This window comes from Desulfosporosinus nitroreducens (genome assembly GCF_023897015.1).
GTDB lineage: Bacteria > Bacillota > Desulfitobacteriia > Desulfitobacteriales > Desulfitobacteriaceae > Desulfosporosinus > Desulfosporosinus nitroreducens.
Window position 1 is genome coordinate 1 of record NZ_JAMHFY010000016.1, and the last position, 25,492, is coordinate 25,492.

The 25,492-nt window shown below is 39.1% G+C and carries 24 protein-coding genes and 2 tRNA genes; 8 read left to right on the forward strand and 18 right to left on the reverse strand.

Annotated elements, in window-relative coordinates:
* Positions 1-97: 97 nt before the first annotated feature.
* Positions 98-1,090: a tyrosine-type recombinase/integrase gene (locus tag M8E35_RS16580; protein WP_252470340.1), complete on the forward strand. Its 993-nt coding sequence runs from the start codon at positions 98-100 to the stop codon at positions 1,088-1,090.
* Positions 1,091-1,164: 74 nt separating this feature from the next.
* On the opposite strand, the gene pdxR is transcribed toward M8E35_RS16580, so the two are convergent.
* Positions 1,165-2,676, reverse strand: coding sequence for a MocR-like pyridoxine biosynthesis transcription factor PdxR (gene pdxR / locus M8E35_RS16585; RefSeq protein WP_252470341.1), 1,512 nt, complete (start codon positions 2,674-2,676; stop codon positions 1,165-1,167).
* A gap of 115 nt (positions 2,677-2,791) precedes the next feature.
* Between pdxR and M8E35_RS16590 the strand changes: the two genes are divergently transcribed.
* A complete protein-coding gene (locus M8E35_RS16590; RefSeq protein ID WP_252470342.1) occupies positions 2,792-3,517 on the forward strand; it encodes an AzlC family ABC transporter permease in 726 nt (241 codons plus the stop codon).
* Positions 3,507-3,824 carry an AzlD domain-containing protein gene (locus tag M8E35_RS16595; RefSeq protein ID WP_252470343.1) on the forward strand — a complete coding sequence of 106 codons (318 nt, stop codon included), beginning with the start codon at positions 3,507-3,509 and terminating at the stop codon, positions 3,822-3,824. Before M8E35_RS16590 ends, M8E35_RS16595 begins: the two co-directional genes overlap by 11 nt.
* A 506-nt stretch (positions 3,825-4,330) precedes the next feature.
* On the opposite strand, the gene M8E35_RS16600 is transcribed toward M8E35_RS16595, so the two are convergent.
* The 5 genes from M8E35_RS16600 to M8E35_RS16620 all read right to left on the reverse strand — a co-directional run bounded on the left by M8E35_RS16600 (position 4,331) and on the right by M8E35_RS16620 (position 7,370).
* Positions 4,331-4,417 (reverse strand) — tRNA-Leu (locus M8E35_RS16600).
* Positions 4,418-4,425: 8 nt separating this feature from the next.
* Positions 4,426-4,500 (reverse strand) — tRNA-Cys (locus M8E35_RS16605).
* 111 nt (positions 4,501-4,611) lie between these two features.
* Entirely contained in the window at positions 4,612-5,562 is a 951-nt protein-coding gene (locus tag M8E35_RS16610; RefSeq protein ID WP_289710881.1) for an ADP-ribosylglycohydrolase family protein, read from the reverse strand.
* Between the two features lie 97 nt (positions 5,563-5,659).
* Positions 5,660-7,039, reverse strand: coding sequence for an FtsW/RodA/SpoVE family cell cycle protein (locus M8E35_RS16615; RefSeq protein ID WP_252470345.1), 1,380 nt, complete (start codon positions 7,037-7,039; stop codon positions 5,660-5,662).
* Positions 7,026-7,370, reverse strand: coding sequence for a PadR family transcriptional regulator (locus M8E35_RS16620; protein WP_252470346.1), 345 nt, complete (start codon positions 7,368-7,370; stop codon positions 7,026-7,028). Before M8E35_RS16620 ends, M8E35_RS16615 begins: the two co-directional genes overlap by 14 nt.
* A gap of 571 nt (positions 7,371-7,941) precedes the next feature.
* Here M8E35_RS16620 and M8E35_RS16625 point away from each other — a divergent pair.
* The 3 genes from M8E35_RS16625 to M8E35_RS16635 all read left to right on the forward strand — a co-directional run bounded on the left by M8E35_RS16625 (position 7,942) and on the right by M8E35_RS16635 (position 9,747).
* Positions 7,942-8,571: a DUF1638 domain-containing protein gene (locus M8E35_RS16625; protein ID WP_252470347.1), complete on the forward strand. Its 630-nt coding sequence runs from the start codon at positions 7,942-7,944 to the stop codon at positions 8,569-8,571.
* Between the two features lie 34 nt (positions 8,572-8,605).
* Complete coding sequence (locus M8E35_RS16630) at positions 8,606-8,917, forward strand: pyridoxamine 5'-phosphate oxidase family protein (RefSeq protein WP_252470348.1); 312 nt, start codon at positions 8,606-8,608, stop codon at positions 8,915-8,917.
* A 143-nt stretch (positions 8,918-9,060) separates the two neighbouring features.
* A complete protein-coding gene (locus M8E35_RS16635) occupies positions 9,061-9,747 on the forward strand; it encodes a Crp/Fnr family transcriptional regulator (RefSeq protein ID WP_252470349.1) in 687 nt (228 codons plus the stop codon).
* A gap of 483 nt (positions 9,748-10,230) precedes the next feature.
* Here the strand turns inward: M8E35_RS16635 and xylB are convergent, their stop codons facing one another.
* The 9 genes from xylB to M8E35_RS16680 all read right to left on the reverse strand — a co-directional run bounded on the left by xylB (position 10,231) and on the right by M8E35_RS16680 (position 20,250).
* Positions 10,231-11,760, reverse strand: coding sequence for a xylulokinase (gene xylB, locus M8E35_RS16640; protein WP_252470350.1), 1,530 nt, complete (start codon positions 11,758-11,760; stop codon positions 10,231-10,233).
* Between the two features lie 48 nt (positions 11,761-11,808).
* Complete coding sequence (locus M8E35_RS16645) at positions 11,809-12,849, reverse strand: NAD(P)-dependent alcohol dehydrogenase (protein ID WP_252470352.1); 1,041 nt, start codon at positions 12,847-12,849, stop codon at positions 11,809-11,811.
* Between the two features lie 136 nt (positions 12,850-12,985).
* Positions 12,986-13,975: a sugar ABC transporter substrate-binding protein gene (locus M8E35_RS16650; protein ID WP_252470355.1), complete on the reverse strand. Its 990-nt coding sequence runs from the start codon at positions 13,973-13,975 to the stop codon at positions 12,986-12,988.
* A gap of 130 nt (positions 13,976-14,105) precedes the next feature.
* A complete protein-coding gene (locus M8E35_RS16655) occupies positions 14,106-15,098 on the reverse strand; it encodes an ABC transporter permease (RefSeq protein ID WP_252470357.1) in 993 nt (330 codons plus the stop codon).
* A 1-nt stretch (position 15,099) separates the two neighbouring features.
* Entirely contained in the window at positions 15,100-16,611 is a 1,512-nt protein-coding gene (locus tag M8E35_RS16660; RefSeq protein WP_252470359.1) for a sugar ABC transporter ATP-binding protein, read from the reverse strand.
* Between the two features lie 396 nt (positions 16,612-17,007).
* The gene (locus M8E35_RS16665; RefSeq protein ID WP_252470361.1) at positions 17,008-18,132 is read right to left on the reverse strand and encodes an ROK family transcriptional regulator; all 1,125 of its coding nucleotides are present in this window, start codon (positions 18,130-18,132) and stop codon (positions 17,008-17,010) included.
* A gap of 259 nt (positions 18,133-18,391) precedes the next feature.
* Entirely contained in the window at positions 18,392-18,799 is a 408-nt protein-coding gene (locus M8E35_RS16670) for an arsenate reductase ArsC (RefSeq protein ID WP_252470363.1), read from the reverse strand.
* A 15-nt stretch (positions 18,800-18,814) separates the two neighbouring features.
* The gene (arsB, locus tag M8E35_RS16675) at positions 18,815-19,891 is read right to left on the reverse strand and encodes an ACR3 family arsenite efflux transporter (RefSeq protein WP_309446479.1); all 1,077 of its coding nucleotides are present in this window, start codon (positions 19,889-19,891) and stop codon (positions 18,815-18,817) included.
* A gap of 20 nt (positions 19,892-19,911) precedes the next feature.
* On the reverse strand, positions 19,912-20,250 hold the full coding sequence (locus M8E35_RS16680) for an ArsR/SmtB family transcription factor (RefSeq protein WP_252470367.1): 339 nt from the start codon (positions 20,248-20,250) through the stop codon (positions 19,912-19,914).
* Positions 20,251-20,647: 397 nt separating this feature from the next.
* On the opposite strand from M8E35_RS16680, the gene M8E35_RS16685 reads away from it, so the two are divergent.
* Entirely contained in the window at positions 20,648-21,451 is an 804-nt protein-coding gene (locus tag M8E35_RS16685) for an SDR family NAD(P)-dependent oxidoreductase (RefSeq protein ID WP_252470369.1), read from the forward strand.
* Positions 21,452-21,553: 102 nt separating this feature from the next.
* Positions 21,554-22,249, forward strand: a complete 696-nt coding sequence (gene sfsA, locus M8E35_RS16690; RefSeq protein ID WP_252470371.1) for a DNA/RNA nuclease SfsA — start codon at positions 21,554-21,556, stop codon at positions 22,247-22,249.
* Between the two features lie 163 nt (positions 22,250-22,412).
* Here sfsA and M8E35_RS16695 read toward each other — a convergent pair whose 3' ends face one another.
* From M8E35_RS16695 to M8E35_RS16705, 3 genes are all read right to left on the reverse strand, one after another.
* Complete coding sequence (locus tag M8E35_RS16695) at positions 22,413-23,228, reverse strand: DUF5714 domain-containing protein (RefSeq protein ID WP_349031371.1); 816 nt, start codon at positions 23,226-23,228, stop codon at positions 22,413-22,415.
* Between the two features lie 154 nt (positions 23,229-23,382).
* A complete protein-coding gene (locus tag M8E35_RS16700; RefSeq protein ID WP_252470375.1) occupies positions 23,383-23,859 on the reverse strand; it encodes a GNAT family N-acetyltransferase in 477 nt (158 codons plus the stop codon).
* 400 nt (positions 23,860-24,259) lie between these two features.
* Positions 24,260-25,417, reverse strand: coding sequence for a DUF4317 family protein (locus tag M8E35_RS16705; RefSeq protein ID WP_252470376.1), 1,158 nt, complete (start codon positions 25,415-25,417; stop codon positions 24,260-24,262).
* Positions 25,418-25,492 lie beyond the last annotated feature (75 nt).

The following is a 25,492-nucleotide window of genomic DNA, read 5'->3' on the forward strand; positions in this document are numbered from 1 at the left end:
TAGGAAGACTATTACCCAGTAATAAAATGTTGTATGGTTTGTGGCGAAAAGTTGCTGGTTTTACTTGACTGCTTACACTGATGGAGGTACGGTTCTATTGAATCATAATAAAGGCTTAACTTCCTCTTCCCTTCCACATTTTGTACAAGATTATATTAATCACCTTGCAGTCATAAATAAGTCGAAAAATACCCAATATGCCTATACCAATGAACTTCGTTTGTTTTTTCAGTTCCTATGCAATTCCAAGGCTGCCTTCCCCTCTTCTCCTGTTGACGTAAGCTTATTACTTGTTGAAAACATCGGACACCGCGACATCGAAGCTTATTTGAGCTGGGCCAGCGTTGAACGCAATAATGGTGTGCGCGCTCTTGCTCGTAAACAAGCAGTCATAAAATCCCTTTATCGTTATTTGCTGCGCGAGGATATGATTTCTAAAGATGTTACTATCAAGCTAGACCCGATTAACGTCAACCAAAAGCTTCCTAAAGCTCTTGAGCCTAATCAAATTGCTGACCTTACTGACGTTTTACAGAACGGTGTTGGTTTATCTAAGGAACAACTCAAATATCACGCATATACTGAAAAACGCAATTACGCAATATTTCTTACCTTTATTGGTACAGGATTGCGTTTATCCGAACTCTGTCATCTTAATCTCACAACTACAAACCTTAGTAAAGGCTACTTTGAAGTTATTCGCAAAGGAAATAAAGAAACAGTCGTATACTTTAATACTGAAATCAAGGAAGCTTTGGACGATTATCTTCAAAATGAACGACAACGATATGCTCAAGGCAAATCAGAGGCATTATTTCTCTCTATGCAAGGAAAACGCATAAGTACAAGAGCAGTACAAAATCTCATAACAAAATATATGGCAATTCTTAAAACATTGGGACATAATACTGACGGTTTCAGTGCACATAAAATGCGTTCAACCTTTGCCACATTACTACTCCGTGAAACGGATAACCTTGCAATTGTACAAGACGCTTTAGGACATACCGACCCCAGAACAACAAGAATATATGCTAAGGTTCTAGATGAACAACTCAAACGTTCAGCCGAATTAATAAAGTTTAGGTAGGGAATTAATTAACGCCCACCTTTGTTGGAATCAACAAGGGTGGGCGTTTGTTTGTCTAATTCTTCCTCGCTAGGTTAAATAATCGGCCATACCGAACAAGGTGGTGCATCGTTATCTTTGTTCTTTTTTGTTATTTGTGTCAAGGTTTTGGCCAAGCGCTGCACGCTTTCAAGCAAAACGGTTTCATTGTGAGTCGTAAAACAGAGACGAAACTCTTTATCAGGGGTGGGTACTGTATGGAAAGCTTCGCCAGGCACAAAGGAAATTCGGTTTTTTGCAGCAGCTTGTAGGAGTTGTTGGGAGGTACCAGCCTGTTTTAACTTGCACCAAAAGTAAAACCCTCCCTCTGGTACGGTAAAATCAATCTCTTTTACACACAAACGCTGGAGAGCTTTTGCCATTGTATCTCGGCGTTTTTTGTATTCTCTCCGAACCTTGGTCAGATGCTCTGCAAGCTTCCCTTCATTTAAGAACATGGTCACGAGCCATTGGGCTATGTTGCTTGAGTGTAGGTCTATGAACTGTTTTTCTAAGGCAAGCCGATTGATTAAAACTGGCGGACCTGCAAGGTATCCTGTACGTAAACCTGGGAATAGAATTTTCGAGAAAGTCCCCAAATAAACTACTCCTCCGTAGGAATCCATTGATTTAAGAGCTTGAGGCGGCTGTTCACCATAACACAAATCGCTGTATGGATCATCTTCCACTATCACAAGCCGATGACGTTTTGCAAGTTTTATCAAATCTTTGCGCTCTTGTTCCGGCATTACCCTGCCGGTCGGGTTTTGATAGGTAGGTATAATATATAACAATTTCGGCCGGTAGCGAATTAGAAAGTCCTCCAACAGCTCTATTGAAAATTTTTCCGAGTAAGGGAGGCTTAAAACCCTTGCTCCTGCAGCCTGAAAAACTTGGATAGCACCGATAAACGTTGGTGTTTCCATCACAACATAGTCGCCAGGTTCCAATAACACTTTGCTTAGTAAATATATGCCTTGTTGGGATCCTGAGAGAGTTAGTATGTTCTCCGTCGAAGCCGGTATCCCCTTCTCGCTCAACATTGCGGCGATTGCCCTTCTCAATGGGTAATAACCTTCTGTAGGAATATGTCCAAAATCTGCAGGAGGGACAGTTCCAATATTGCGGTTAAATAACTCGGTAAAGGTTTCCAGAGGATAAAGGGCTGGATCAGGCATACCTGCAGCCAGAGATATAGTACCCGGAGTATTAGTAGAAACCAGATCCCTCAGGATTGACGCTAACGGGTTTTGAGGATAGGCAGTAAACAGTTGGGGCCAGGGGACTTCAGATAAGGACTCTAAATCACGTGCTTGGGCTACATAAGTCCCGCTACCCACTTTGGTCCATACCAATCCCTGCTGTTCCAACTTACGATAGGCATTGATAGCAGTTGTACGGCTTACAGCAAAGAGGTCAGCTAATTCCCGTTCAGGGGGCAGCTTCGTACCTGAAGGAAAGATTTGCTTTTGGATTTTGTCAGCAATGAGTAAGGAAATTTGCAGATAGAGAGGTTGCTTATTAAAGGTATCCAACTCTGTGCTATTTAGGTATTTGGATATATCCATTTGGCATTTCTCCTTATTTTGTATCCAATTTATATTATATAAGCACAATTGGATATTTACAATATTTTCGATACTCGTTAAGATTTAAAGAAATATTAAAGGTAGGTGGATGATTATGCTGCTATCAAATCTCCTCTCAGGTAAGAACGAACTAGCAGAAGAAGTATGGGTTGCACTTCGCGAATGCACCCCAGTGGTGCTTGGGGTAGTGCCCTTTGGTATCACCTGTGGGATAATGGGGCTTACAGCAAAAATGTCAGGAATAGAAACTATTCTAATGTCTGTCTTTGTTTTTGCCGGTGCGTCACAGTTTATTGGCATTACGATGCTGGGCGCAGGCATAACGGGCTGGGGAATTCTTATGCTTACAACCTTACTGGTAAACTTACGCCACTTGATCATGGGATCATCCTTGGCGCCCTATATGGTTAGACTGCCTTTTCCCCTTCAAGCATTTATGGCATTCTTTTTGACTGATGAAGCTTATGCCTTGACCATTAGCCGAATTCACAAAACCAGATACAGTGTGCCCTATCAATTGACTGTGAGTATTGTACTTTATTTAGTTTGGGTTTTGGCTACTATTACCGGGGTCGTTTTGGGGGGCTACATTTCTGACCCCTTAACTTGGGGGCTTGATTTTGCCATGCCGGCAACTTTTTTGGTATTGCTGATACCGCTGTTGGCAGACCGCATCAGTCTAATTGTATTCGCTATAGCTGCAGTGGTTTCAGTAATTGCTGCTCTGTACCTACCAGGTAAATGGTATATTATTATCGCCTGCCTTATAGCCAGTCTAATAGGGGGTTTATTAGAGGAGGATAGCGAACATGCGCAGTGAAGTTTTTTACATTATTATAGGGATGACCTTGGTTACATATTTCACCAGATTTGGTGCGCTAGCTTTGTTCCGGTTTACAGGGGTTCCAATTTGGTTAAACAGATGGTTAAAATATGTCCCAGTTGCAATATTGACGTCCTTAATTGTGCCATTGTTACTTTTGCCCAAGGGATATTTGGATATTAGTTTACACAATGATTACCTGATTGCGGGCATAGTTGCTGCTTTTGTGGCCTATAAGAGCCGTAATATTATCGCCACCTTGGGTCTGGGGATGTCAGTTATGTTTGTCCTGAAGTTATTATAGAGAACTACTTAATTCAAAAGCTATACAATGACGGAAGCCCCTAATAGCCATTACGGCCACTAGCACACAGGCTTTTAATAAATAGGGCTTGCTAACCAAACCCCTTTTTTTCTCTTAGGCAACCAGAATCTTACTATTTTTCCGCCTCAATATCCAAATCAGAATTTGGGCAATCCCGAAAGGGTCGGAGCCTTCTCCTAGCTTGTCTCCAAAATCGTACGCGGTACGATTTTGGAGACAAGCTAGGCCGGGTCTGACGTTAACTATTTGGTTTACGATACATCGTTTTTAACTCCATGTGCACGGTTTTTGACGCCAAAAGCTGTTTTTTTATGCACATATATACGCAAAACTACCCATAAATCCCTGCAAAATCTAGACTTTTTGATTAATTAGCAAACCCTATTAAGGACATCCTGGTAAGGGTGTAACCTTCGTCCAACCCACGTATAAAAAACCCCGAAATCCATAATCAAAGGATTTCGAGGTTTGCTAAGTAGTCTGTATGGTGCCGATGACCGGAATTGAACCGGTACGGATGTTACTCCGCGGGATTTTAAGTCCCGTGCGTCTGCCAGTTACGCCACATCGGCAAATTGATTGGAGGCGGCACTCAGATTTGAACTGAGGAATAGAGGTTTTGCAGACCTCTGCCTTACCACTTGGCTATGCCGCCAGATTGAGTGGCCGTTTAAGCCGGAACTTTATATTAGCATTTTTAATTTACGTTGTCAACAACTAATCTGAATTGCGATTGAAACTCTAAATATATCACGCCATAAGCTAATTACTTTGTTTGTAATATCCGTTCTGCAAATTGATTAGTTAGACTCATTATTTTTTCATAATCTAATAGTTTCCTCAGCCAATGATCGGGAATGTTCGAAAACCCATAATGAACACCAGCCATACTACCTGTAATTGCTCCCACTGTATCCGTATCCCAACCTAAATTTACCGCTTTGAGCACCGCGTCCTCAAACGACGATGTGGTGAGAAAGCTCCAGAGAGCGGCCTCCAAGGATTCAACGACATAGCCCCCCGATTTTATATCACTTTCATCAAGATCGGGAAGTTCACCGCTAATAATACGTTTAAAATGACTTAATTGCTTACCAATTTTGCGATCTATAAAGAACACAGTTTGAGATTTAAGTCTCATAGTGTCATAGGCTTTTTGAGGACTGCTCCCTTTTAGCAATTCCCTTACGAACAGAGAATACAAACTGCACGCCAATTGGCTACGCGGATGTCCATGGGTTATCTTGGAAACTTCACATATTCGCTGAATCATAGTGTAATCAGATTCATGGGCGAAAAATAGGGTTGCGGGGAGAATTCGCATCAGGCTTCCATTCCCATTACTATTGGCATCAGTAGGACCCGCTTTAAATGGAGCAACCCCATGGATCAATCTCTTCATGGCTATTTCTGTGGTTTCGCCTATATCAAAGGACTTGCCCAACGGGGTCAAATAGCCATCACGATACCACATCACAAAGCGCCGAGCAATATCAGCAGGATTATAGCCCACCTCATACAGACTTTCAGCCAGACAGAGGGTAAGAGAACTATCGTCCGACCACGCCCCCGGTTCGAGTCCGGTGGCCCCCCCTCCCGTCATATCTGTGATGGGGTTTTTCTTTATTTCTGTTTTTGTCATGAACTGAACAGGTAACCCTAAAGCGTCACCGATAATTACCCCCATGACTCCGCCAATTATTGCATCTCGTTTCAAATGAACCACTCCCCTATTTTATTGACTATGGCTGTATTATTTGACCACTAGTAAGCCCAATAAGGATGCTAGTGACTTCATTAAATATAAATATTTCCTACTTAATAGAGTGACTTTTTAGGTTAATGATAATCTGTCCGTTATCGTATTGAATAAATCGGCTTGAATTTATTCCACCTACACTCTCCTCATCTTTATCCGTCACCAAATCCCCTGTACGAAACACTGAAAGCAAAAGTCCTATTAGGCACATATTTGTAACTAGGGCTCGCCCTCCGTAAGAGATTAGTGGTAACGACAACGGATCAAGTCGCCAAAAACCTAAGTTTGAAGAAATATACAAAATAAACTGTGCAGAAAATGTTGAGATAATCGCGAGAGAAACCAAAAATCCTAGTACGCTTTTTTGCTTCTTGCAAAGAATAATGGCACGCATAATAAAAGCTGAGAATATCGCAATTGTCCCGATAAGTACAATCCATCCAAATCTGTAAATCAAGTAAGTCAACAGAAAATTGGTATTGGCTGCGGGTAAAAGCTTTAATGCCAAATAATCTCCATACCCTCTTATCGGCAAGCCCTGACCGATTAACTGCGAATGGGATAAAAGCCGTTGTATCACAGCACTAATATATCCATACCCCGTCGGGTCAAGCGTTGGATTTAAGATTACTCGCATTTTATCAAAGAAATACTGTTTGCCCTTCAAAAACGGTATAGACAAAACGACAACAGTCTGGATAGCTAAAATGAGTGTAGCCAATAGTTTTCTTACGTTAAACCAGCCTTTTTTAACAGCCGCCGCCAAAATAAGAAGGCAGGAAATCCAAATCAAAAAGGAAACAGTGACATTCCCATTAGTCCTCGATACCGGAATAATAAAAGCTACCCCGCAAAGAATAAGTCCGCTATACCCTCCTTTTCTCATCATGTAAACAAACCCCGCAAAGGCGGTAGGAAACAGCAATAGCAGATAAATAGTAGATGTCCCTCTGCCTTCTCCTTTTAACAAATAAGAAGCTAACGTTATTGTACAGAGACCAAAAAATATAAACTTAGGGTACTTCCCTATGATTGTGAAGTCTAAGAAATATGCCGCAAACATCACAAGAATTGAAATACCTGCCCATAAAATTTGTCTTCCAAACATCCATTCTCCAAGAGGGACATCTGGTCTAACAAAAAATTGAATAGCTAGCCCCAAAACAAGCATAGTGGCTGTTATTACAAGCAACGGCCAATCCGGCCTAGGTCTATGAGCACGGTCAAGTTGCTCTCCGACAACAAAGGGATCGCCCATCTCAGCAATTGCCTTGTCAATTGCTGCTTCCTCATTATACCCCTCACTTAAAAAGGCGTTTTTCTGATCGGTTATGTGGTTATTAATTTCCTCTAAAACTGGAGACTGAGCTTTTTTCCAACGTATCTGTTGGCGCACAGCTTCCAAATACTCGGTAATTTTGCTAGGCTGTTGCAAAAGTTGCACCTCCTAAAACATCATTTACCGCAGAGGTATATGCTTTCCATTCTTCTTTTTTCTCGCTCAAATGCTTGCGACCTTTTTTTGTTATACTGTAGTATTTCCGTACCCTTGCATTATCTGCGGTCTCTTCGTATGAAGTGAGCATATTCTTTTGCTCTAAGGTGTGGAGCAAAGGATACAATGTTCCTGCTTTTAACTCAAAAGTATTGTTTGACTTTTTTCTCAGTTCTTCAATCATTTGGTAGCCGTACATATCCGATTCGTCAAGTAACTTTAAAATAAGCATTGTAGTGCTTCCTGTTAAAAGACTTTTATCGATTGTCATATTGCGCCTCCATATGTAGATAATCTATATAATTATATTATATAGATTATCTACATATGTCAAATTTAAAATATCAGATAACTTTCTTTAAGTTAAAGAACTGCGTCCATCCGAGATTGACTCCCCATCCTATAAGAAGCAATAAGCATCAATCCAAAACAGCCTCAATAACTACTAATACTTCAATTTATTGGGCAATTTAGCTTTCACTCGTGCTTGCTCGCTACACGCCACGACTAAAATAAAAATAATATACTTTCTCTGCGTCCCGCTTATATCAAAACTTTCACTCAAACCCAATATAGCATACCACGTACTCCACGTGCGGAACATAATAGAAAAAGCAAGTGCTCCAATGCCTCACCAGTCTACCCCATTTGTATAGGAGCGTAATACTGACGCTTGTTTATACACTTATACGTTCCTTGCTATTAACATATTATTTTTAACTTTTTTGTTAATTATTTAACATTAATCTTTTTAGCCCCATGTTAAGATCACACAAGACGAGTAAGTTGTTAGATCCCATGACTTATCGTACAACGAAACTCAGAGAAGAGGTGATATTAATATGGAGGTACGCATAGTTGCCTGCGGCATCTTCCAACTGGAGCTTGAGCAAGTTCTAGAGGAAATTAGAACTGAATGGGCATCTGATGTCGTGTTTAAAGTTATCTATACTGCACCAGCTTTGCATGTAGACTATGATAAACTGAAAGATGGCATCACCGATGCGCTAAATGATAATTCGACCGAAGAAAAGACAGTCCTCTTTTTTGGCTCTATGTGCCATCCTGAGATGAGCGAGTTTACAGAAAAATATCATGTTATCAGGTTGCAACCCCGGAATTGTATTGAATTGATTTTAGGTAAGGAGAGACAGGAGAAACTAGAAAAATCGGTTAAGATATTTTACCTTACTCAAGGTTGGTTGCAAAATTGGCGAGAAATTTTCATTCAAGCACAAGGCTGGGACGAAATTGACGCTAGGCAGAATTTTGGTTTCTATGATAAAATTTTGCTCCTCTACACCGGTGTTTCCGAGTTCAATGATGAGGATATCTTAGATTTTTTCGAATATACACAGGTGCCAATCGAAATTGAGAGCGTTGATCTGTCAGTTTTCAAAAAGAATGTGCTTAAAACTTTAGAGAAAGCTTTAGGCAAAGAAACCCCTACTTACATCAGTAAAGTTAAGTGACATAATTAATAAAAAGTTTAAGGAGTGAATTTAAATGGTTATAACTCAAGAAATTAAAGATGTAATAGCAAAGGCTCCGTTTATTCCTATTACAACTGCTTCTGTCCATGGAGAACCACACATGATCGTGGTAGGGAAAGTAGCGGAAATAAGAGAAGCTGACGTACTAGGGTTTGGTATCTACAAGATGGAGATCACTCAGCAGAACATCAAAGATAACGGAATGATGCAGGTTATAATAGCAACTATGGAAGGTGGCCCAAAAGGCTTCAGGCTCACAGGCAAAGCATGTATAGAGGAGAAAATGGTTTTATTTAAGGCAGAAAAGGTAGAAGTGCTTCTGTAAATTTTTCCGAAAATGCACAATAATTCCGCTTACGACAGGCGGAATTATTGTGCATTTCAGGTTTTCAGGTATTATAGTAGTGTTGGAGCCTTTTCCCGATACACTCTATTTATAGCAACCGTTGATACATGAGGAGGAAAAGTATGAAGCGTTGCATCATCTGTCTGCAGCAATTGGACCTATTTCAGGGACTAGAACAAGATCAACTTACTAACTTGTGCCAATGTACGCAAAGAAAGAGATTGTCCAGAGGACACTACCTTTTTCGGCAAGGAGAGGCAACAAGTACCATATACCTCATAAAATCGGGTAAGCTGAAACTCGTACAAACTACAAAAGAGGGCAATGAAACAATTCTGGATATATGCGGACCCGGTGAAGTCTTAGGTGAATTGTCCTTATATCAAGAACAAAATGAGCATTCAAGCGCCATAGCTATGGAAGATGTTTGCATATGCTGTTTCAGTAAACTCCAATTTGAGGCGTTAATCAAACAAGATCCTTCGTTTGCCATGAGAATTATTGGCTACTTAGGACTAAAACGTTATGAAACCATGTTGAAATTAGGAAAAGAAGCTGGACTACCTGTAAAAGAGAGATTGTTGCAACTTTTTTATCGTTTAGCAGAACAATATGGACGAAAAACGCCAACCTCGACGTTGATAGATCTAAAAATTACCCAGCAGGAATTAGCTGATATGATTGGCTCTTCGCGTGTTATGGTCATTCAGGCACTTAAAGAGTTTAAAGCGGCTAATATAATTGACCGGGAAAAAAGATATTTCATCTTGAAAAAAGACCCTTGCATCAGTATTCATACGTTTGAATAATTTAACTGCTTATCTTTTTCGTGATCAATGCGAGCTTCCCTCGGCGTGGTAAATAAACTTTCATTGAATGGGTTATATTCAATCATAACTCATTTAACTATGTATTGTTTATTTCTAAAAACCTAAACAAATCCCAACAAGTATTACTTTAATTCTTCCTTTTGTCATAGACATTCCAGTAACTACCAACTGGCTGCATTCACCTTCAGCAAGTTTAGAAAGTTCATCAAATGAAGAGTAGCCCTGTTTAAATATCAGCATGGTAATTGGTGCTGCATATTTTTTTGTACGAAGTATAGCAGCATTAAATTCGGCTCAGAACTCTCCGGGATAACTTGAAACATCTAAGGAAATCTTAATTTAAGGGTATATCAGAGAATGCTTAAGGGGTTATAACGAAACATTAGTTCCGTTATAACCCTGTAATTATACTAAGTAGGTTCACTCACACAAAGATCTCTTAAAATCTTGCCGTTCACAGACTTATTTTGGGAGTTTAGATAAATACTTAAATGACCCCTGTAAATCAATGTACAATTTCTTATACAGCTGATAATACTCATCGTACACCTTTCGTGTAGAAAGATTTGGCTTCTGGATACTATTCTTGATAACTAAATTATCACAGGCGTTTTCTACTGAATCATAGATTCCTGCTCCAACTCCTGCTAGTATCGCTACACCAAAGGCAGGCCCTTCATCCGCTTTGATCGTGCTTACAGGGCAACCGTACATATCTGCAAGCATCTGTCTCCAGACGGGACTTCTTCCTCCGCCACCACAGGCTATCATATCTTCGACGTTAACTCGCATTTCCTTAAATACATCAACACATTCAAGCTGGGAAAAGGCTACCCCCTCCATTACGGCACGAATCATGTTAGAGCGATTATGCGAAGCAGACAATCCGAAGAATACTCCTCTGCAATAAGGATCCGGATGAGGAGAGCGTTCACCCATTAAGTAAGGCAGATAAACTAATCCCCCTGCTCCGGGCATAACTTGTTCGGCCATGGTATTCATGACAACATAGGGGTCAACCCCTAGCTTTTCAGCTTCCATCATTTCCTCAGAGCAACAAGTATCTCTCAACCATTTCAAAGATAAGCCAGCACCCAAGGTGCAACTCATGACCGTCCACTTCCCAGGTACGGCACTGCAAAATGTATGCACCCTGCCCTTAATGTCAATGGAAACGTCATCTGAAATGGCATAAATCACACCGGAAGTTCCGATGGTCGTAAAAGCATTCCCTGCCCTTACGACCCCTGTACCAACAGCTGCAGCAGAGTTGTCAGCTGCACCGCCCACAACGATTGTACCCTCACGGAGTCCCGTTAAGTCTGCTGCCCTTCTGTGTACCTTGCCTGTAATATCTGGTGATTCATAGATCTTCCCCAGCATAGACTTGTCGATATTAAATTTATATAATATTTCATCAGACCAACAACGATTAGGAATATCCATAAGTTGCATACCTGACGCATCTGACATTTCTGTAGCAAATTCACCCGTAAGCATATAGCGGATGTAATCCTTAGGAAGCAAAATATGAGCACATTTCTCATAAACTTCAGGTTCGTTGTTCTGAACCCAGAGAATTTTGGAAGCAGTAAAGCCTGTAAGAGCAGGATTGGCCGTAATTTCAATGAGCCTTTTTTCACCGATTATTTTATTCATCTGCTGGCATTCATTGTCTGTTCTCTGATCGCACCAAATGATTGAATTTCTCAAGATGATTCCATTCTTATCGAGCATTACAAGCCCATGCATCTGTCCAGAAAGACCAATTCCGGCAATTCCAGATGCATCAATACCACTCTCATTGATAACGTATTTAATACCATTATATGTCGCATTCCACCAATCAGAAGGGTCTTGCTCTGCCCAACCATTTGCTGGCTGATATAATGGGTATTCAATCGTCTTTGAAAAGATGGCGTTTCCGGCAAGATCAAACAACACAGTTTTTGTACCCGAAGTCCCTAAGTCAACGCCAAGTAAATATTGCATCGCGCACCCCTCCTGGTTTAGTAGTCTACGAATATTGGTAGAAATAGATTAGCCGATTTTTATAACAGCTTTAACAACGTCTTCTTTATGGTTAATCGCGAAGTCAAAAGCATTGGCAACATCTTCAAAATCAAACTCATGCGTAATAATTCCAGAGATATCAATAATACCTTTTGAAATTGCATTGATAGCTTGAGGATAGATATTTCTGTAACGAAAAACTGATTTAATTTCTGCTTCTTTAGCCATAATTTTTGCGAAGTTATATTCGATAGTATCCTGAGGTGCCATGCCAACAAGAACGATACATCCACCATTCTTGACAAGATAAGGGGTTTGAGCAATTGTTTGGGTAGACCCCGCAGTTTCGATAACAATATCAACGCCTTTTTTGTTCGTAAGTTTATCGATTTCAGCTAAAACATCCACTTCTTTGGCATTTAAAACTGTCGTTGCTCCCAGTTTTTTAGCATATTCCAGCCTTTTTTGAATAACGTCCACAACTATAATATCCGTTGCACCAAACGCCTTACACGCCAGAAGTGTAACAAGACCAATAGTACCTGAGCCAAGGATCACCACTGAATCTCCTAACTTAACATTACCCTGCGCTGCAGCATGCATGCCAACTGCTAATGGCTCAACAAGCGCGCCTTCTTTAGTTGAGATGGTTTCTGGCAGCTTAAAGGCCATGTTTTCCGGAAATGCAATGTAGTCCATCAAGCAACCATGATAGGGTGGTGTCGCTAAGAACTCTACATCCGGGCAAAGATTGTATCTGCCTGTTTTGCAAAATTCGCATTGACCACAAGTACATCCCGGTTCTAAAGCTACTTTATCTCCAACTTTGAGATTTTCTACACCTGATCCGATGGCAGCTACAGTTCCCGCACATTCATGACCAAGTATAAAATCACCATTGACGATAAAATCTCCTATTTTCCCGTGTTCCAAATAATGCACGTCAGACCCGCAAATACCTACATATTCAAGTTTTACGAGGACTTGTTTTTCTTTCGGTACAGGGACTTCGATTTCACGGATTTCCAATTTGTTGAGACCGGTCATGTAGGCTGCTCTATTTTTCATTGAGTACCCCTCCTTGAGTAAATGTAAGTTAGTTAAAAATGGTGCAATCACATATGAACGCTAGGGTAGATGTTAGCCAACAGGACATTCATCCCTGAGGGAGAATGTCCTGCGTACTCCAGAGAGCATGAAAGTATTATTTAATTGTTCCGGATTTTTTTAGGATTTCAATGTATTCATCAACATTTTCCTTAGTAACGAGTGGGTTACCAATATCAGTGTTAATCTCTTTTTCTGCACCAGTTAAAAGCTTGTTACTTGCATCAAGCATTTTCTCTGCAAGTTCATTAGCATTTTGCAAACAAGTAGACGTCATTTTGCCTTCTTTAATGAGGAATAATGCTTCAGCTGTTCCATCAACACCATAGGCAAACATTTTTGCATACTTTGGATTGTCTTTAACTACTTCAAGTGCTCCGGCAGCCATGTTATCATTCATGGCAATAACAGCATCAATTTTATCGTTAGCTTGAACCCAGTCTTCCATATACTTCATAGCTTCATCTTTGTTCCAATTAGCAATTTGCTCGCCAACAATTTTAACATCTGGGCGTTTGTCAAAGAACTCTTTTTGCCAGCTGGCACGACGCTCATCGGCATGGAAGTTACCGGAAGGTCCTTTTAGGACAACGACTTTTGCATCCTGTGGAATTTGTGTTAAAGCTGCACGTGCATTGACCGCTGCTTGCTCATAAGGTTGAGCATCAACTGACGATGCACCTTCAATACCGGAAATACGTGCATTAGTTGTAATTGCAAAGATACCGGCTTTAACAACCTTTTCTACATAAGGTCTTTGAGATTCGCCACTATTTGGCTGCACGATAACTAGATCAAATTTGTTGGTTATAGCATTCTCAATCATAGAGTTTTCTTTATCATCGTTTGCCTGACCATCGAAAACCTCTAGGGTGATATTCGGATATTTCTTAGCTTCGTCTCTAACTGCATTAGCAAGCCAAGCCGCAAATGAATCGGATTGGGCGCGTGCTATGTAGGCAACCTTGTATTTTTTCTCGCTAGACGAGTCACTCTGAGCAGGTGTTGTTGGCTTACTTGATGAACAACCGGCTAATAAAGCCACCATTAATAACAATGAAACTACGCTTAACAGTTTTTTCTTCATCTTTTTCTCCATCCTTCTCTCTTGTAAAGTTATATTTTTAAACAGCAAGGCTTATTAATTCAGTTCATATAATACTTCGTTAAAGAATCTGATTATTTCTCATCATTAAACAAGCCTTAAACTGATGTTTTTATTTTTTATCTGCTCCCAGATCCTCTGCTTTGACTAACGTAGCTTTTGCTCTGCGGTTCCTTGATCGAATATCGTAGATAACAGCAAGTGCGATAATGGTACCGCGAACTATTTGTTGCATATAAGAATCTACATTGTTTAAGTTCATAATGTTATCTAAAAACCCAACAATGAACGCACCGGCAAGGGTTCCTCCTACGGTCCCAATACCGCCGGAAAAGCTCGTTCCCCCAATGATAGCTGCGGTTAGAGCGGTAAACTCATAATTGATAGCGCCATTCGGAAGACCTGCATTGACACGGGACATGAATAGAACACCCGCAATCCCTACAAAAATACCATTAATGATAAAAGCAGTGTATTTAACGTTATGAACGTTAATCCCTGAGGCAATAGCCGCTTCTTCATTACCTCCGACAGCATAAAGAGAACGTCCAAATCGAGTATGATTCAACAAATACCACGTTAGAATTGCAATCGCTATTAGAAAAATAATAGGAATTGGAATAACTCCAATGGATCCCTGTCCTAATTCTGTAAAGTTTCCCAGTTGAAGGATGTTCTGTCCCTTCGTGTACAGAAGTGCCACCCCACGAGCCACTGTAAGCATTGCCAATGTAGCAATAAAAGGAGGTGCTTTAAACGTACTAACCATGATGGCATTGATTACGTTACATACAATCCCAGTCAGAATACCTACAGTAAGTGCTAATAACAAAGAGCCTGTCGCTTTATAGGTAGATACTGCAAATACTCCAGCAAGTGCCAGGACTGACCCTGATGATAAGTCCAGCATTCCGCTGATGATAAGAAGCGTCGCACCCAGTGCCAGGATAGTGGTAACTGATAACTGCCTTGAAATGTTGGTTAAATTATTGACTGACAAAAAATTAGGATTTGCCAGTGAACATACAATGAATAACCCGACTAGAATCATATAAATGCTGTATTTCTTTTTAACAGTACTCCAAAAATTACTTCCTAGTTTCATTTCAGTTCACCCCCTCAGCTGTCAAAGTTCCGGTAGCATATCTCATAATGAGCTCTTGAGAAAAGTCTCCTCGATTTATCTCCCCTGTGATTGTTCCTTTGGCCATGACATAAATCCTGTCACACATACCAATGACCTCAGGGAGTTCAGAAGAAACGATAATTACGACTTTACCCTCTTTAGCTAAATCCGTCATAAGCTTATAAATTTCTAACTTGGCGCCGACATCAATACCTCGAGTAGGTTCATCCAAGATTAGAATATCCGGATTTCTTATCATCCATTTGGCGAGAACAACCTTTTGCTGATTACCTCCGCTCAATGATGCTATAGGTGTATCTATGGTTGGTGTTTTAATTCTCATTTTATTAAGAATTTCGGAGACCAGTTTCTTCTCAACTTTTTTATGATTCCTGTAAGCATAAAAAACACTTTTTAAATTAGAAAGGGTCGTATTTTCCTTGACTGATCGCATAGGAATTATACCGTATCGTCGCCTATCCTCTGAAAGCATGACCATCCCATGATCGATACTCTGACGCACGTTTTTAATCGTAACTTCCTTGCCTTTAATTTTTACAATACCCGATGTTTTTGGATCAAGGCCAAATAAAGCGCGCATAACTTCGGTTCTTCCGGCACCCATTAGCCCGGCAAATCCTAAAATTTCCCCTTTTTTAACATGGAAATTAATATTATGGAACACATTTGTGCAATTCAAGTTTTCAACCTGAAGCATATCTTCCCCAATAGCAACGTGTTCCTTTGGAAATGTCGTGGTAAGTTTACGTCCCACCATCAAGGCGATAACCGTTTCGATGTCCAGTTCTTCCTTAGGGTGGCTTTCTACAACCGTTCCATCTCTTAACACTGTTATATCATCCGCTATCTGGAAAACCTCATCTAACTTATGAGATATATAGATGATGCTTACTCCTCTAGCTTTGAGTTCTCTTATCTTAACGAATAATTTTTCTACTTCCTTAAGTGTGATCGCCGAGGTGGGCTCATCCATTATGATGATATCGGACTTGTAGGAAATAGCTTTAATGATTTCCAGCATCTGAATATCTGAAATAGTAAGATCTTTAAGTGGGGTCGTCGGAGAATACGGTAGATTTTCAGCCAGTAAGAGCTCTTTAGTGCGTCGTCTTACCTCTTTCCAATTAACATTACCGAACCTTTTGACGGGGAGATTTCCAAGAAAAAGATTCTCTTCAACTGTCATCTCAGGAACATAACTCATCTCTTGAAATATCATGGAGATCCCTAGAGTTCTCGCTTGGATAGGATTATTGATTTTCACCGGTTTTTCGTCTATGTAAATCTGACCACTATCCGGTTGATAGATTCCATTAATGATTTTCATTAATGTTGATTTTCCAGCCCCATTTTCTCCACACAATACATGGACAGAACCTTTTTTAACAGCGAAATCAATCTTATCAAGAGCCTTAACACCCGGAAACGATTTCTCAATCTGAGATACTCGCAGCTTAAAATTTTCTTTCATTTTCTTCCCCCATGAGATTATTTGTTTAATCCTTTCTCATGCTGATTTTAAAATCAGAATAGAGTCATACTTTAACATCCCTCATATTTCACCACTTAAACATTTGTAAAAAATGAACTTATTTTTCCGTGATTTATATAAGACTTTTGTAAATATGTTTTAATAAGATTTAATAAAATTATATCCCTTTTTTCACTTAAGTCAACCTGTGTTTGACTAGTAAAGTTATACATTTCTGAATTAATTTTGTCATCTGAACTCTATGGTTTTTTCCATTTTTCTGCAACACAAACATGAAAAATCATCTTGCCTGAATTACTAAGTTATCCAGTAAAGATGATAACATTATTAGAATTGGTACTCCTTGCAGGGGTTGAGTAAGTTAAGTAAATATATTTAAATATTATTGATAAAGGTTTCAACATGCTGCAAGGCTGCGCCAACGGCTGTTGCCTCCAACTTATATTTACATACATGCAGATAACTTCCGTCTACCTCAAACGAATTTCTTTTTGATACTAATTCTCTTAATTGGTCAATGTACTCATCCATATAGGCTCCAGCATATCCACCTAGAATTACATTACAATCATAGAGCATTCTTAAATTGTTGATAATGATGACCAAGTGCGAGAGATATTCTTCCCAAAGAGTTCTTTGAGGTTCATTATTTGATCTTAGAAGTTTAAAGAACTCAGCAATATTCCCGTTTGTGCTATCTGATAGGATTTTAGCTGAACAATATACATCAACACATCCTTTTTGTCCACAGTAACAAGTGCGACCGTTTTGAACAATTGTCATATGTCCAAACTCACCACTGCGTTGATTTTGTCCTGAAAAGATATTCTTTCCTATAATAATAGATCCACCGACACTATTATTAAGAGAAAGATATACCACATTTTGTATATCGTCTTCATTCCATAGTTCTGCAAATCCTGCTGCATTTGCATCGTTACTCAAAATGCATGGATATGGTATAAACTCACAAAAGTCCTTTACGCTTCCCCCTTTGAAATCTATAACAGTTGCGTAATTCACCATTTGTTTATCGGCTGATAATATTGCAGGTAAGGCAATACCTACACCTAAAATCTTCGAACTTTCTATTGTGCAATCATTAATGAATTGCTGTACTAAGTTTCCAACTCCTGCAAAGTATTCTTTAGAATTGACAAATGGATATTGCTTTCGGACATTTTTGATCAACTTTCCGCTTAAATCAATTAATACAATTCCAACATGATTTCGGGTAATATCTAACCCAATAGCATATTTATGACTATTAAACGTAATAGCCTTCGCTTTTCTGCCTCCTGTAGACTCGAATAAACCTGTCTCAATAATTAAATCTCTTTCTTGTAATTCTTTAAGATTTTGGGTAACGGTGGGTAAACTCATATTTAACGTCTGAGCTATTTCTTGAATAGAGATAGGATCCCGCTTATATAAAAATTTGTAGATAGCATTTCGATTGATCTTTCTTACTTCAATGCTACTCACTCTGTTAATTGTCATCTTATCCCCGACTTTCATAAATGTGTTTTAATAATGTATTTATATTATTATATTTTTGTTGTTTTTACAATCATAGTGTCGAAATACTACCGGCTAATGAACATTTAAATCCTGCTTCAGTATCATGAATTTTCTTTTCACGCCTGGATGGCAGTGCAAAATAGCCCGATTACCTTGATTTTGTGAGCATCAAGTTATCGGGCTATAATTTATGAATACGCGTGATCTATAGGGCAAAGTGGCCAGATCTCCTAATACGCTACCACAAATCGTTTATTCTATTTTTCAGGTCCATAACCTTCTGTTCTATTATTTGGGCAGTTTTTATAAACTCATGCTTATCCTTACCCGTAGGATCATCCAGTCCCCAATCCTCCCTGTATTTACACGGTAGAATAGGACACTTGACGTTACATCCCATGGTAATTACAACATCCACAGGAGGAATATCTGAGAGCAATTTTGATCTTTGGGTTGTGTTCATATCAACACCATAAATCTCTTTTATTACTTCAACTGCATCCTGATTAATCTGTGGCTTGATTTCTGTCCCTGCAGAATAGGTTTCAAAGTTATCCGCTGCCATTAGCTTTGATATTGCCTCTGCCATCTGTGAGCGACATGAGTTATGAACGCAAATATAGGCAACTTTAATTTTTTGAGGCATAATTTAAACCCCTTTCTAAAGGCTATGCTTTGGTAGGCCATTTTTATCGAAATACTTGCGTTTGAAGAAGAGTGCTGCATTTACCAGAGCAATCATGACTGGCACCTCAACTAGAGGACCGATTACCGCAGTGAAGGCAACATCTGATGCTATACCGAATACAGCTACAGCAACTGCTATGGCAAGTTCAAAATTATTACTTGCCGCTGTAAAAGCTAAGGTTACAGTTTGGTCATATCTGAAACCGCCTTTAAAAGACATATAAAAGCTTACAAAAAACATTATTGCAAAATAAATTAACATAGGTATTGCGATTCTAATGACATCTCCAGGATTTTGAATAATTTGTTCTCCTTTTGTTATAAACATAATGACGATTGTATAAAGCAGTGCAATCAAAGCCAAGGGAGATATCTTAGGAATGAATACCTTTTCGTACCACTCTTTTGTTTTGACTCTTATCAATCCAAACCTTGTTATAAAACCTGCTGCAAAAGGGATACCTAAGTAAATAAGTACACTCTTTGCTACTTCCCACATCGAAACATCTACCACCTGGCCTCCCCAGGAAAGCCCCAGCCACTTAGGTATGACAGTGACAAATATATAAATATAGGCTGTGTATAAAAGAATTTGGAAGATAGAGTTAAGGGCAACCAAAGCAGCACAATATTCGTTATCCCCTTTAGCGAGGGTATTCCAAACAATAACCATTGCAATACATCTGGCAAGACCTATGATAATAAGTCCAATAGCAAAGCCGGGTTTATCGCCCAGCAGCAATATAGCCAGCACAAACATCAAGATAGGACCAATAATCCAGTTTTGAATTAGCGAAAAGGAAAAGATCTTTTTATTTTGTGTAACTTTTCCGATCTCTTCATACTTTACCTTGGCAAGGGGGGGATACATCATAATGATAAGACCTACAGCTATCGGCCATGATATTGTTCCGGTGCTGAATTCACTCAGTGACTTTGCTAAGTCAGGAAAGAAATACCCACCAAAGACACCGACTGCCATAGCGATAAATATCCAGAGTGTCAAGAATCTGTCTAAAAACGACAACTTAGCTTGTTCAACCTTTTCCACTTTAATCACCCTCCATAAATCTAATCACAGTTCAGAGTCTTGCGAGTTAACCAATCCTTTAAGTTTTTCAGGTCATTTTGATACAGTTCTAGATTCCTCAAATTATCATAGACCAAGCTGTCTATAAACTTGATCCGTTCATCGATAGCCAAGGAATAGTAAACCCACTGGGCATGTTTGCGGTCTTTCACCAATTCAGCATTCTTAAGATAAATTAAGTGCCTTGAGGCTTTGGCCTGTGAAATTTGTAAGGTTTCCATTATATCGCAAACACAGAGTTCCTTTTCAAATAATAAATTTAGAATCCTTAACCGAGTTTCATCAGATAGGGCCTTTAAGGCATCTAACAGCTTTTCCATTGAATCACCTCTTTTAAATTATACTCATATATTCGCTTACGCGATTATATGAGTATTATACATCATAGTTTAGTAAAAGAAAACTAGTATTAAGAAATTTGTATTAAGTATAGCTAGCTGCGCCAGGGCCTAGGCGTCAGTCGATTTCCTTTTTTACTTAGAAATTCTTAGTGTATTTAAAAGAAGCCAATTTCGGCTTCTAAATTAGCACTAATTCTCTTTAACAACATTGATCTCACTTTCTTCTTTTGTTGCCTCAATGATATAAGAAGCAAGAAAATCTTCAATATTCTTATCGGGTGCCCAGGACAACTATGAATGTACACTTCGCTTGAAGTTGTCGTGTTAAAGGATAGGAGGTATTATACTCATAGCACAATTTTTCAGGAGGTATAAGATGACTAAAACTAATACTTCAAATCCCGATACGGATTTATCGGGAATCCATATAGTTGTGACCGGTGCCTCAAGCGGTATTGGACTTGCAATGGCGGAAGGTCTTCTTCGTGCAGGGGCTACGGTTGCTCTGGCTTCAAGACCAGGAGTAAAACTGGATAATCAAGTTAAGCGACTTAAATCGTCAGGTTTGAATGCATACGGATTGCCTTTGGATGTTCGCTCGGAAACATCGGTTGCTGATTCAGTTGAATGGGTACAGAGAACCTGGGGGAAACTTGATGTTTTAGTCAATAATGCTGGAATTGGTATGCATACAGTAAATAAGCGATTCATGGTAGAACCACAACCCTTTTTCCAAGTTACCCCTGACGGATTCCGAAATTTAATCGACACAAATCTTACGGGTTATTTTCTTGTGGCCCGAGGGTTTACCCCACTTATGATTAAGCAGGGACATGGAAAAATTATCAACATTATGATAAATCGTGAAACCACGAGGTGCAAGGGCTTTATCCCCTACGGCCCTTCTGGTTCCGGAGCTGAGTCGCTGTCATACATAATGGCAGAGGATCTCCGCCCATATGGAATAACCGTTAATATGCTCCTTCCTGGCGGAGCAACTGATACCGGGATGATTCCCGAAGATCTTAAGCGTCAAATAAAATCCCCACTGCTACGTCCAAGAGTTATGGTAGAACCAATTATTTTCCTGGCCTCTAGCATGTCTGATGGCATAACCGCTGAAAGAATAACTGCCCTTGAATTTTCTAAGTGGCGCATTAAATATAATACCGTTGATTAGCTATCCCCTCCTCAATACAGGACTATAAAATGGGCGGTAATCTTATCATGGAAATAATTATTATAAGAAGGCTATGGCTTATAAATTAAAGGAGTGCAAACATTGAAGTATACATCTGTTAAAGTTGCAAGATTTATAAGACGGCCTAATAGATTTATTGCTCACGTAATGTTAGACAATAATGAAGAAATTGTTCATGTTAAAAATACAGGACGGTGCAGAGAGATACTCCAAGAAGGAACTGTGGTAATTCTGGAAGAAGCAAAAAATACAGAGCGAAAGACAAAGTACTCCCTTATAGCCTGCTATAAGGGAAATGTTCTGATCAATATCGATTCACAAATCCCGAATCTGGTTGTATTTGATGGTATCAAGGAGGGGAAAATTAAGGAATTTCGTGAAGTTACAAAACTGTCTAAAGAGGTTGTTTACGGTAATTCTAGATTTGATTTATACTTTGAAACCAACGATCAAAGAGGGTTCATTGAAGTAAAAGGTGTAACCCTTGAAACCGAGGGCATTGCCATGTTCCCTGATGCTCCTACTCAGAGAGGCTGCAAGCATATTTATGAAATGATCAAAGCAGTGGAGGATGGGTATGCCGGTTTCATTTTCTTTCTCGTCCAGATGAAAGGCGTAAAGTATTTTACCCCCTTTGAGATAAGGGATCCGGAATTTACAAAGGCGCTGAAGCTTGCAAGTGAAAAAGGAGTGACGATCTTGGCCTATGATTCTATAGTTTCTGAAGACGGGATAACCATAGGATCTCCAGTAGAAGTTCGTTTGAAAACGATGTAAAAAAATCTATAGACTAAACTCTTTTTAAAAGTGTCTAGTCTATAGATACCAGTTAACGACTTGTTTCTACTTATTGATTTTTAGTATAAAAGACATTTTCTAAAACTCCAATCAAACAATTTTGAAAATATTACATTGATATACATTACTATATATAAAACGATTAAAGGTCTAACGTCTTTGCTTTTTCCTGGGGATACTTATAATAAGGGCATTTATCTTCTCGGCATTGGTGCGGGTGACGTGCGCTATAGGTGCAGTCGATCTGCTCGTACGCAGGCAGGGAGACATTAAAGAACTCTTCGGCTGAAGCTGAGGCCTCAGCTAGGGCAGCCCTAACAAAAGCCTTACAACAGCATGGACCGGTGAGACTGGCGATGACCTGAACGATATTGCCAACAACGTTCATGGTTTTTGCTGTTTCTTGATCTTTTGGACACGCTGCTCCCAGCAGAACGCTAAAACAGGCTCCAATAGCCGGGGCAATGCCGCAGACACCCGTTAATCCGCAATATCCGCCGATAGCTTGTTTTTTTGTTCTCTGTAAAGCCTCTCGAATCTGATTGTCAGCTATTTTTAACGTTCCTTCGTTTTTAAGTGCCGCAAGGAAAGCCCCGGCAGCGATCCAGGCATTCTCACAACCAAGCATTGGCACTCTTTCATGACTCATCAATCGCTCGGCAATCACAAATGGATTATGTTCTTGAGTTGTCTCAATATCATTCAAAATGAACTCAAATAGATCTTTCCCATGGCAATCATCACAAACGTAGTGCCCATTAGGACAACATATATTTCCAATCTCGATTTTCCCGCATTTAACACAGGTGCTCTCTTTGCCCACGCTTAAATAGTCCAACGCTTGACCGCAGATTTGGCAATGCTCCGTATTGTTCTTCATAGGATGCTGACCAGCATCCTTCTTTGGTGCTCAGCAACTTTCTACCGGAGAAGCAACTGGATTTATGAGTTTAGTCATGGTGGTATTCCCCCTAAAACCCATTTTTTTCATTATCACATAAACCATAAATGCTGTCACTCTCATTCGGGTCATCTGCCTCTAAAAAAAGTACCAGCAGACCTCGTGAAACCGGATACGCCTTCTAAAATTCAAATGCTAATCTGAACAAATACTATAAGTCTAAATACATAGCCTTACTTAAATCTTTAAAACCTTTCCTTGAATAAAATTCATCAGCATACTTATTGAAGGAATATACTTTTAATTCGATTCTTTTTATCTCCTGACATTTAGCCCACTCAACAACTTTCCTTAAAAGTAAAGAACCGATATGATACTTTTGATAATCTCTCTTAACTGCAATACCATCTAATTGTACCCATTCCCTCTTCTTGATAACAGGGAAATTAGATGACCTCTGAATGAAACATTCTGCAAAAGCCACAACTTTTGTATCAATATCAGCAACAAAAAGTGCCTTATTACTATCATTGATGATTTCCGATATGTATTCTTTTGCTCTTGCGTAATCTTCAGGTTTAATAAAAAGTTCAGGATGATTTAACCTGTGTTGTTCATCAAGTTCGACATAAATTTCACATAAACTTTCATAATCTTTTATGACTGCTTCCCTTATCTTTATATCCATATAGTTATATCCTCCTGAATGAGTTAAGGCATTGTCGTAATGGTTATTCTGTTTTTCTCTTTTCCTTGCTCTTCGGTTTATCAAGAAATATGCAGTGGAATTATTGGACACCGCTATCATATCCAGCTTTTCGGCAGACTTCATTACAACTGTCTTAACTGCTCTCGATATTGCCTTAATTCATCTTCGTCAAAATCGTCAATAGTGTCTTGCAATACTTTAAGCATCTTAGGTCTATCTTCGGGGATTTTGCCAACCACGGGAGTAGCCATTGATAAATTTTAATATGGAGATCAATTTATTATTCCACATATTTCTTTAGACTTCCTGCCAAGATCAGTAAATAATCTAAGTAAATATAAAAAAACTAGATCTAACGATCTGGTAAAGTTTTATGATGTTAAAATTCCTCAGTAATCAAATCAAAGCCTTCAAGTGTGGCTGTGTCATCAATTCTAATCATCAAATATCGTACACCGTCCTTGGTTACTTGCTTAACATTTTTTAAATCTTGTGGGCCAATGGAAATTGACGCTGTGTTGTTGTCAATTTTAATCGACTTCGTTGCATAATTAGGGGTAATACTCGAGGCTTTAAACTCGTAGTTTTCCTCACCCATAATTCCCAGAAACGAAGATCTCAACTTATCTGCGGTGTTAATTCCGCTATTTTCTAAAATTCTCTCCATATCTTTCAAACCTATTAAAGAAACTTCTCCACTTTCTTCCTCTACGTCAAGTCGACGACCAAGTTCTTCATAAATGCTCGAAACAACTTCCGGCTCAATTTCGGCTCCTACAATGTCTCGAACAACTTCAAAAAAGCGCTCTTTGTCAGCCTGGGCTGTCGATTTGAAATCACAATCGAGAATGTTTTCTACAAACAAAGCATTGGGCTTGTTTTCTTTTTGGGTATAGTAAACAACCTTGTCAGTCTCTGCAGCATCTTCACTAAACGAAGGAAACATAAAACCCTCAAAAGGAGACGCTGTATTAATGATAGCTTTTGCAGGTACACTGGTGCTAAACTCTCTTTCAATGAAATCAAAATTAAGTGAGTTTTTCGGAATGATAACAGGGCAGACACTGCATATGAAAAATCCCAAGGAGTAGGCTACGTCATTATCTACTTCACCGTTATCTTTATTTTTAGCTGACTTATAAACTTCTCCTCGAACAAAACTAACCATAAAATCTAGCTCATATTTTTCACTAGTTTGGTCCAGAATTTTACTCACGATAGTTTGTGTTGCCTCTTTGAAATTATTTGTTTTCAAAATATGAATCATTTGCTTCTGAGTTTGATTTTCGCCCAGTTTATTGTTTTTGAATTCTAATTCAAAAATTTTCGAATCAATCTTACCTGTCAAGACCTTTTTGAAGTTTTTTAAATACAATTCTTTTTTTTGCTCGTCCATCATATCAAAGTATATTTCTTCAGAACAGAGGATGTCCTTACTGTCTTGTTTGATAAAATAGCTGCAAATTTCTTGAATTTTTAATTTAGAATTATTTGTTTTTAATTCTTTACGAATGCCTGCGATATCTTCCTTGTTCAATCATCTATCTCCCTTTTATTAATTGTTAGGCTGAACACTCCGGCCTCTCCAGCAAAAAATCAATCTAAAACAATG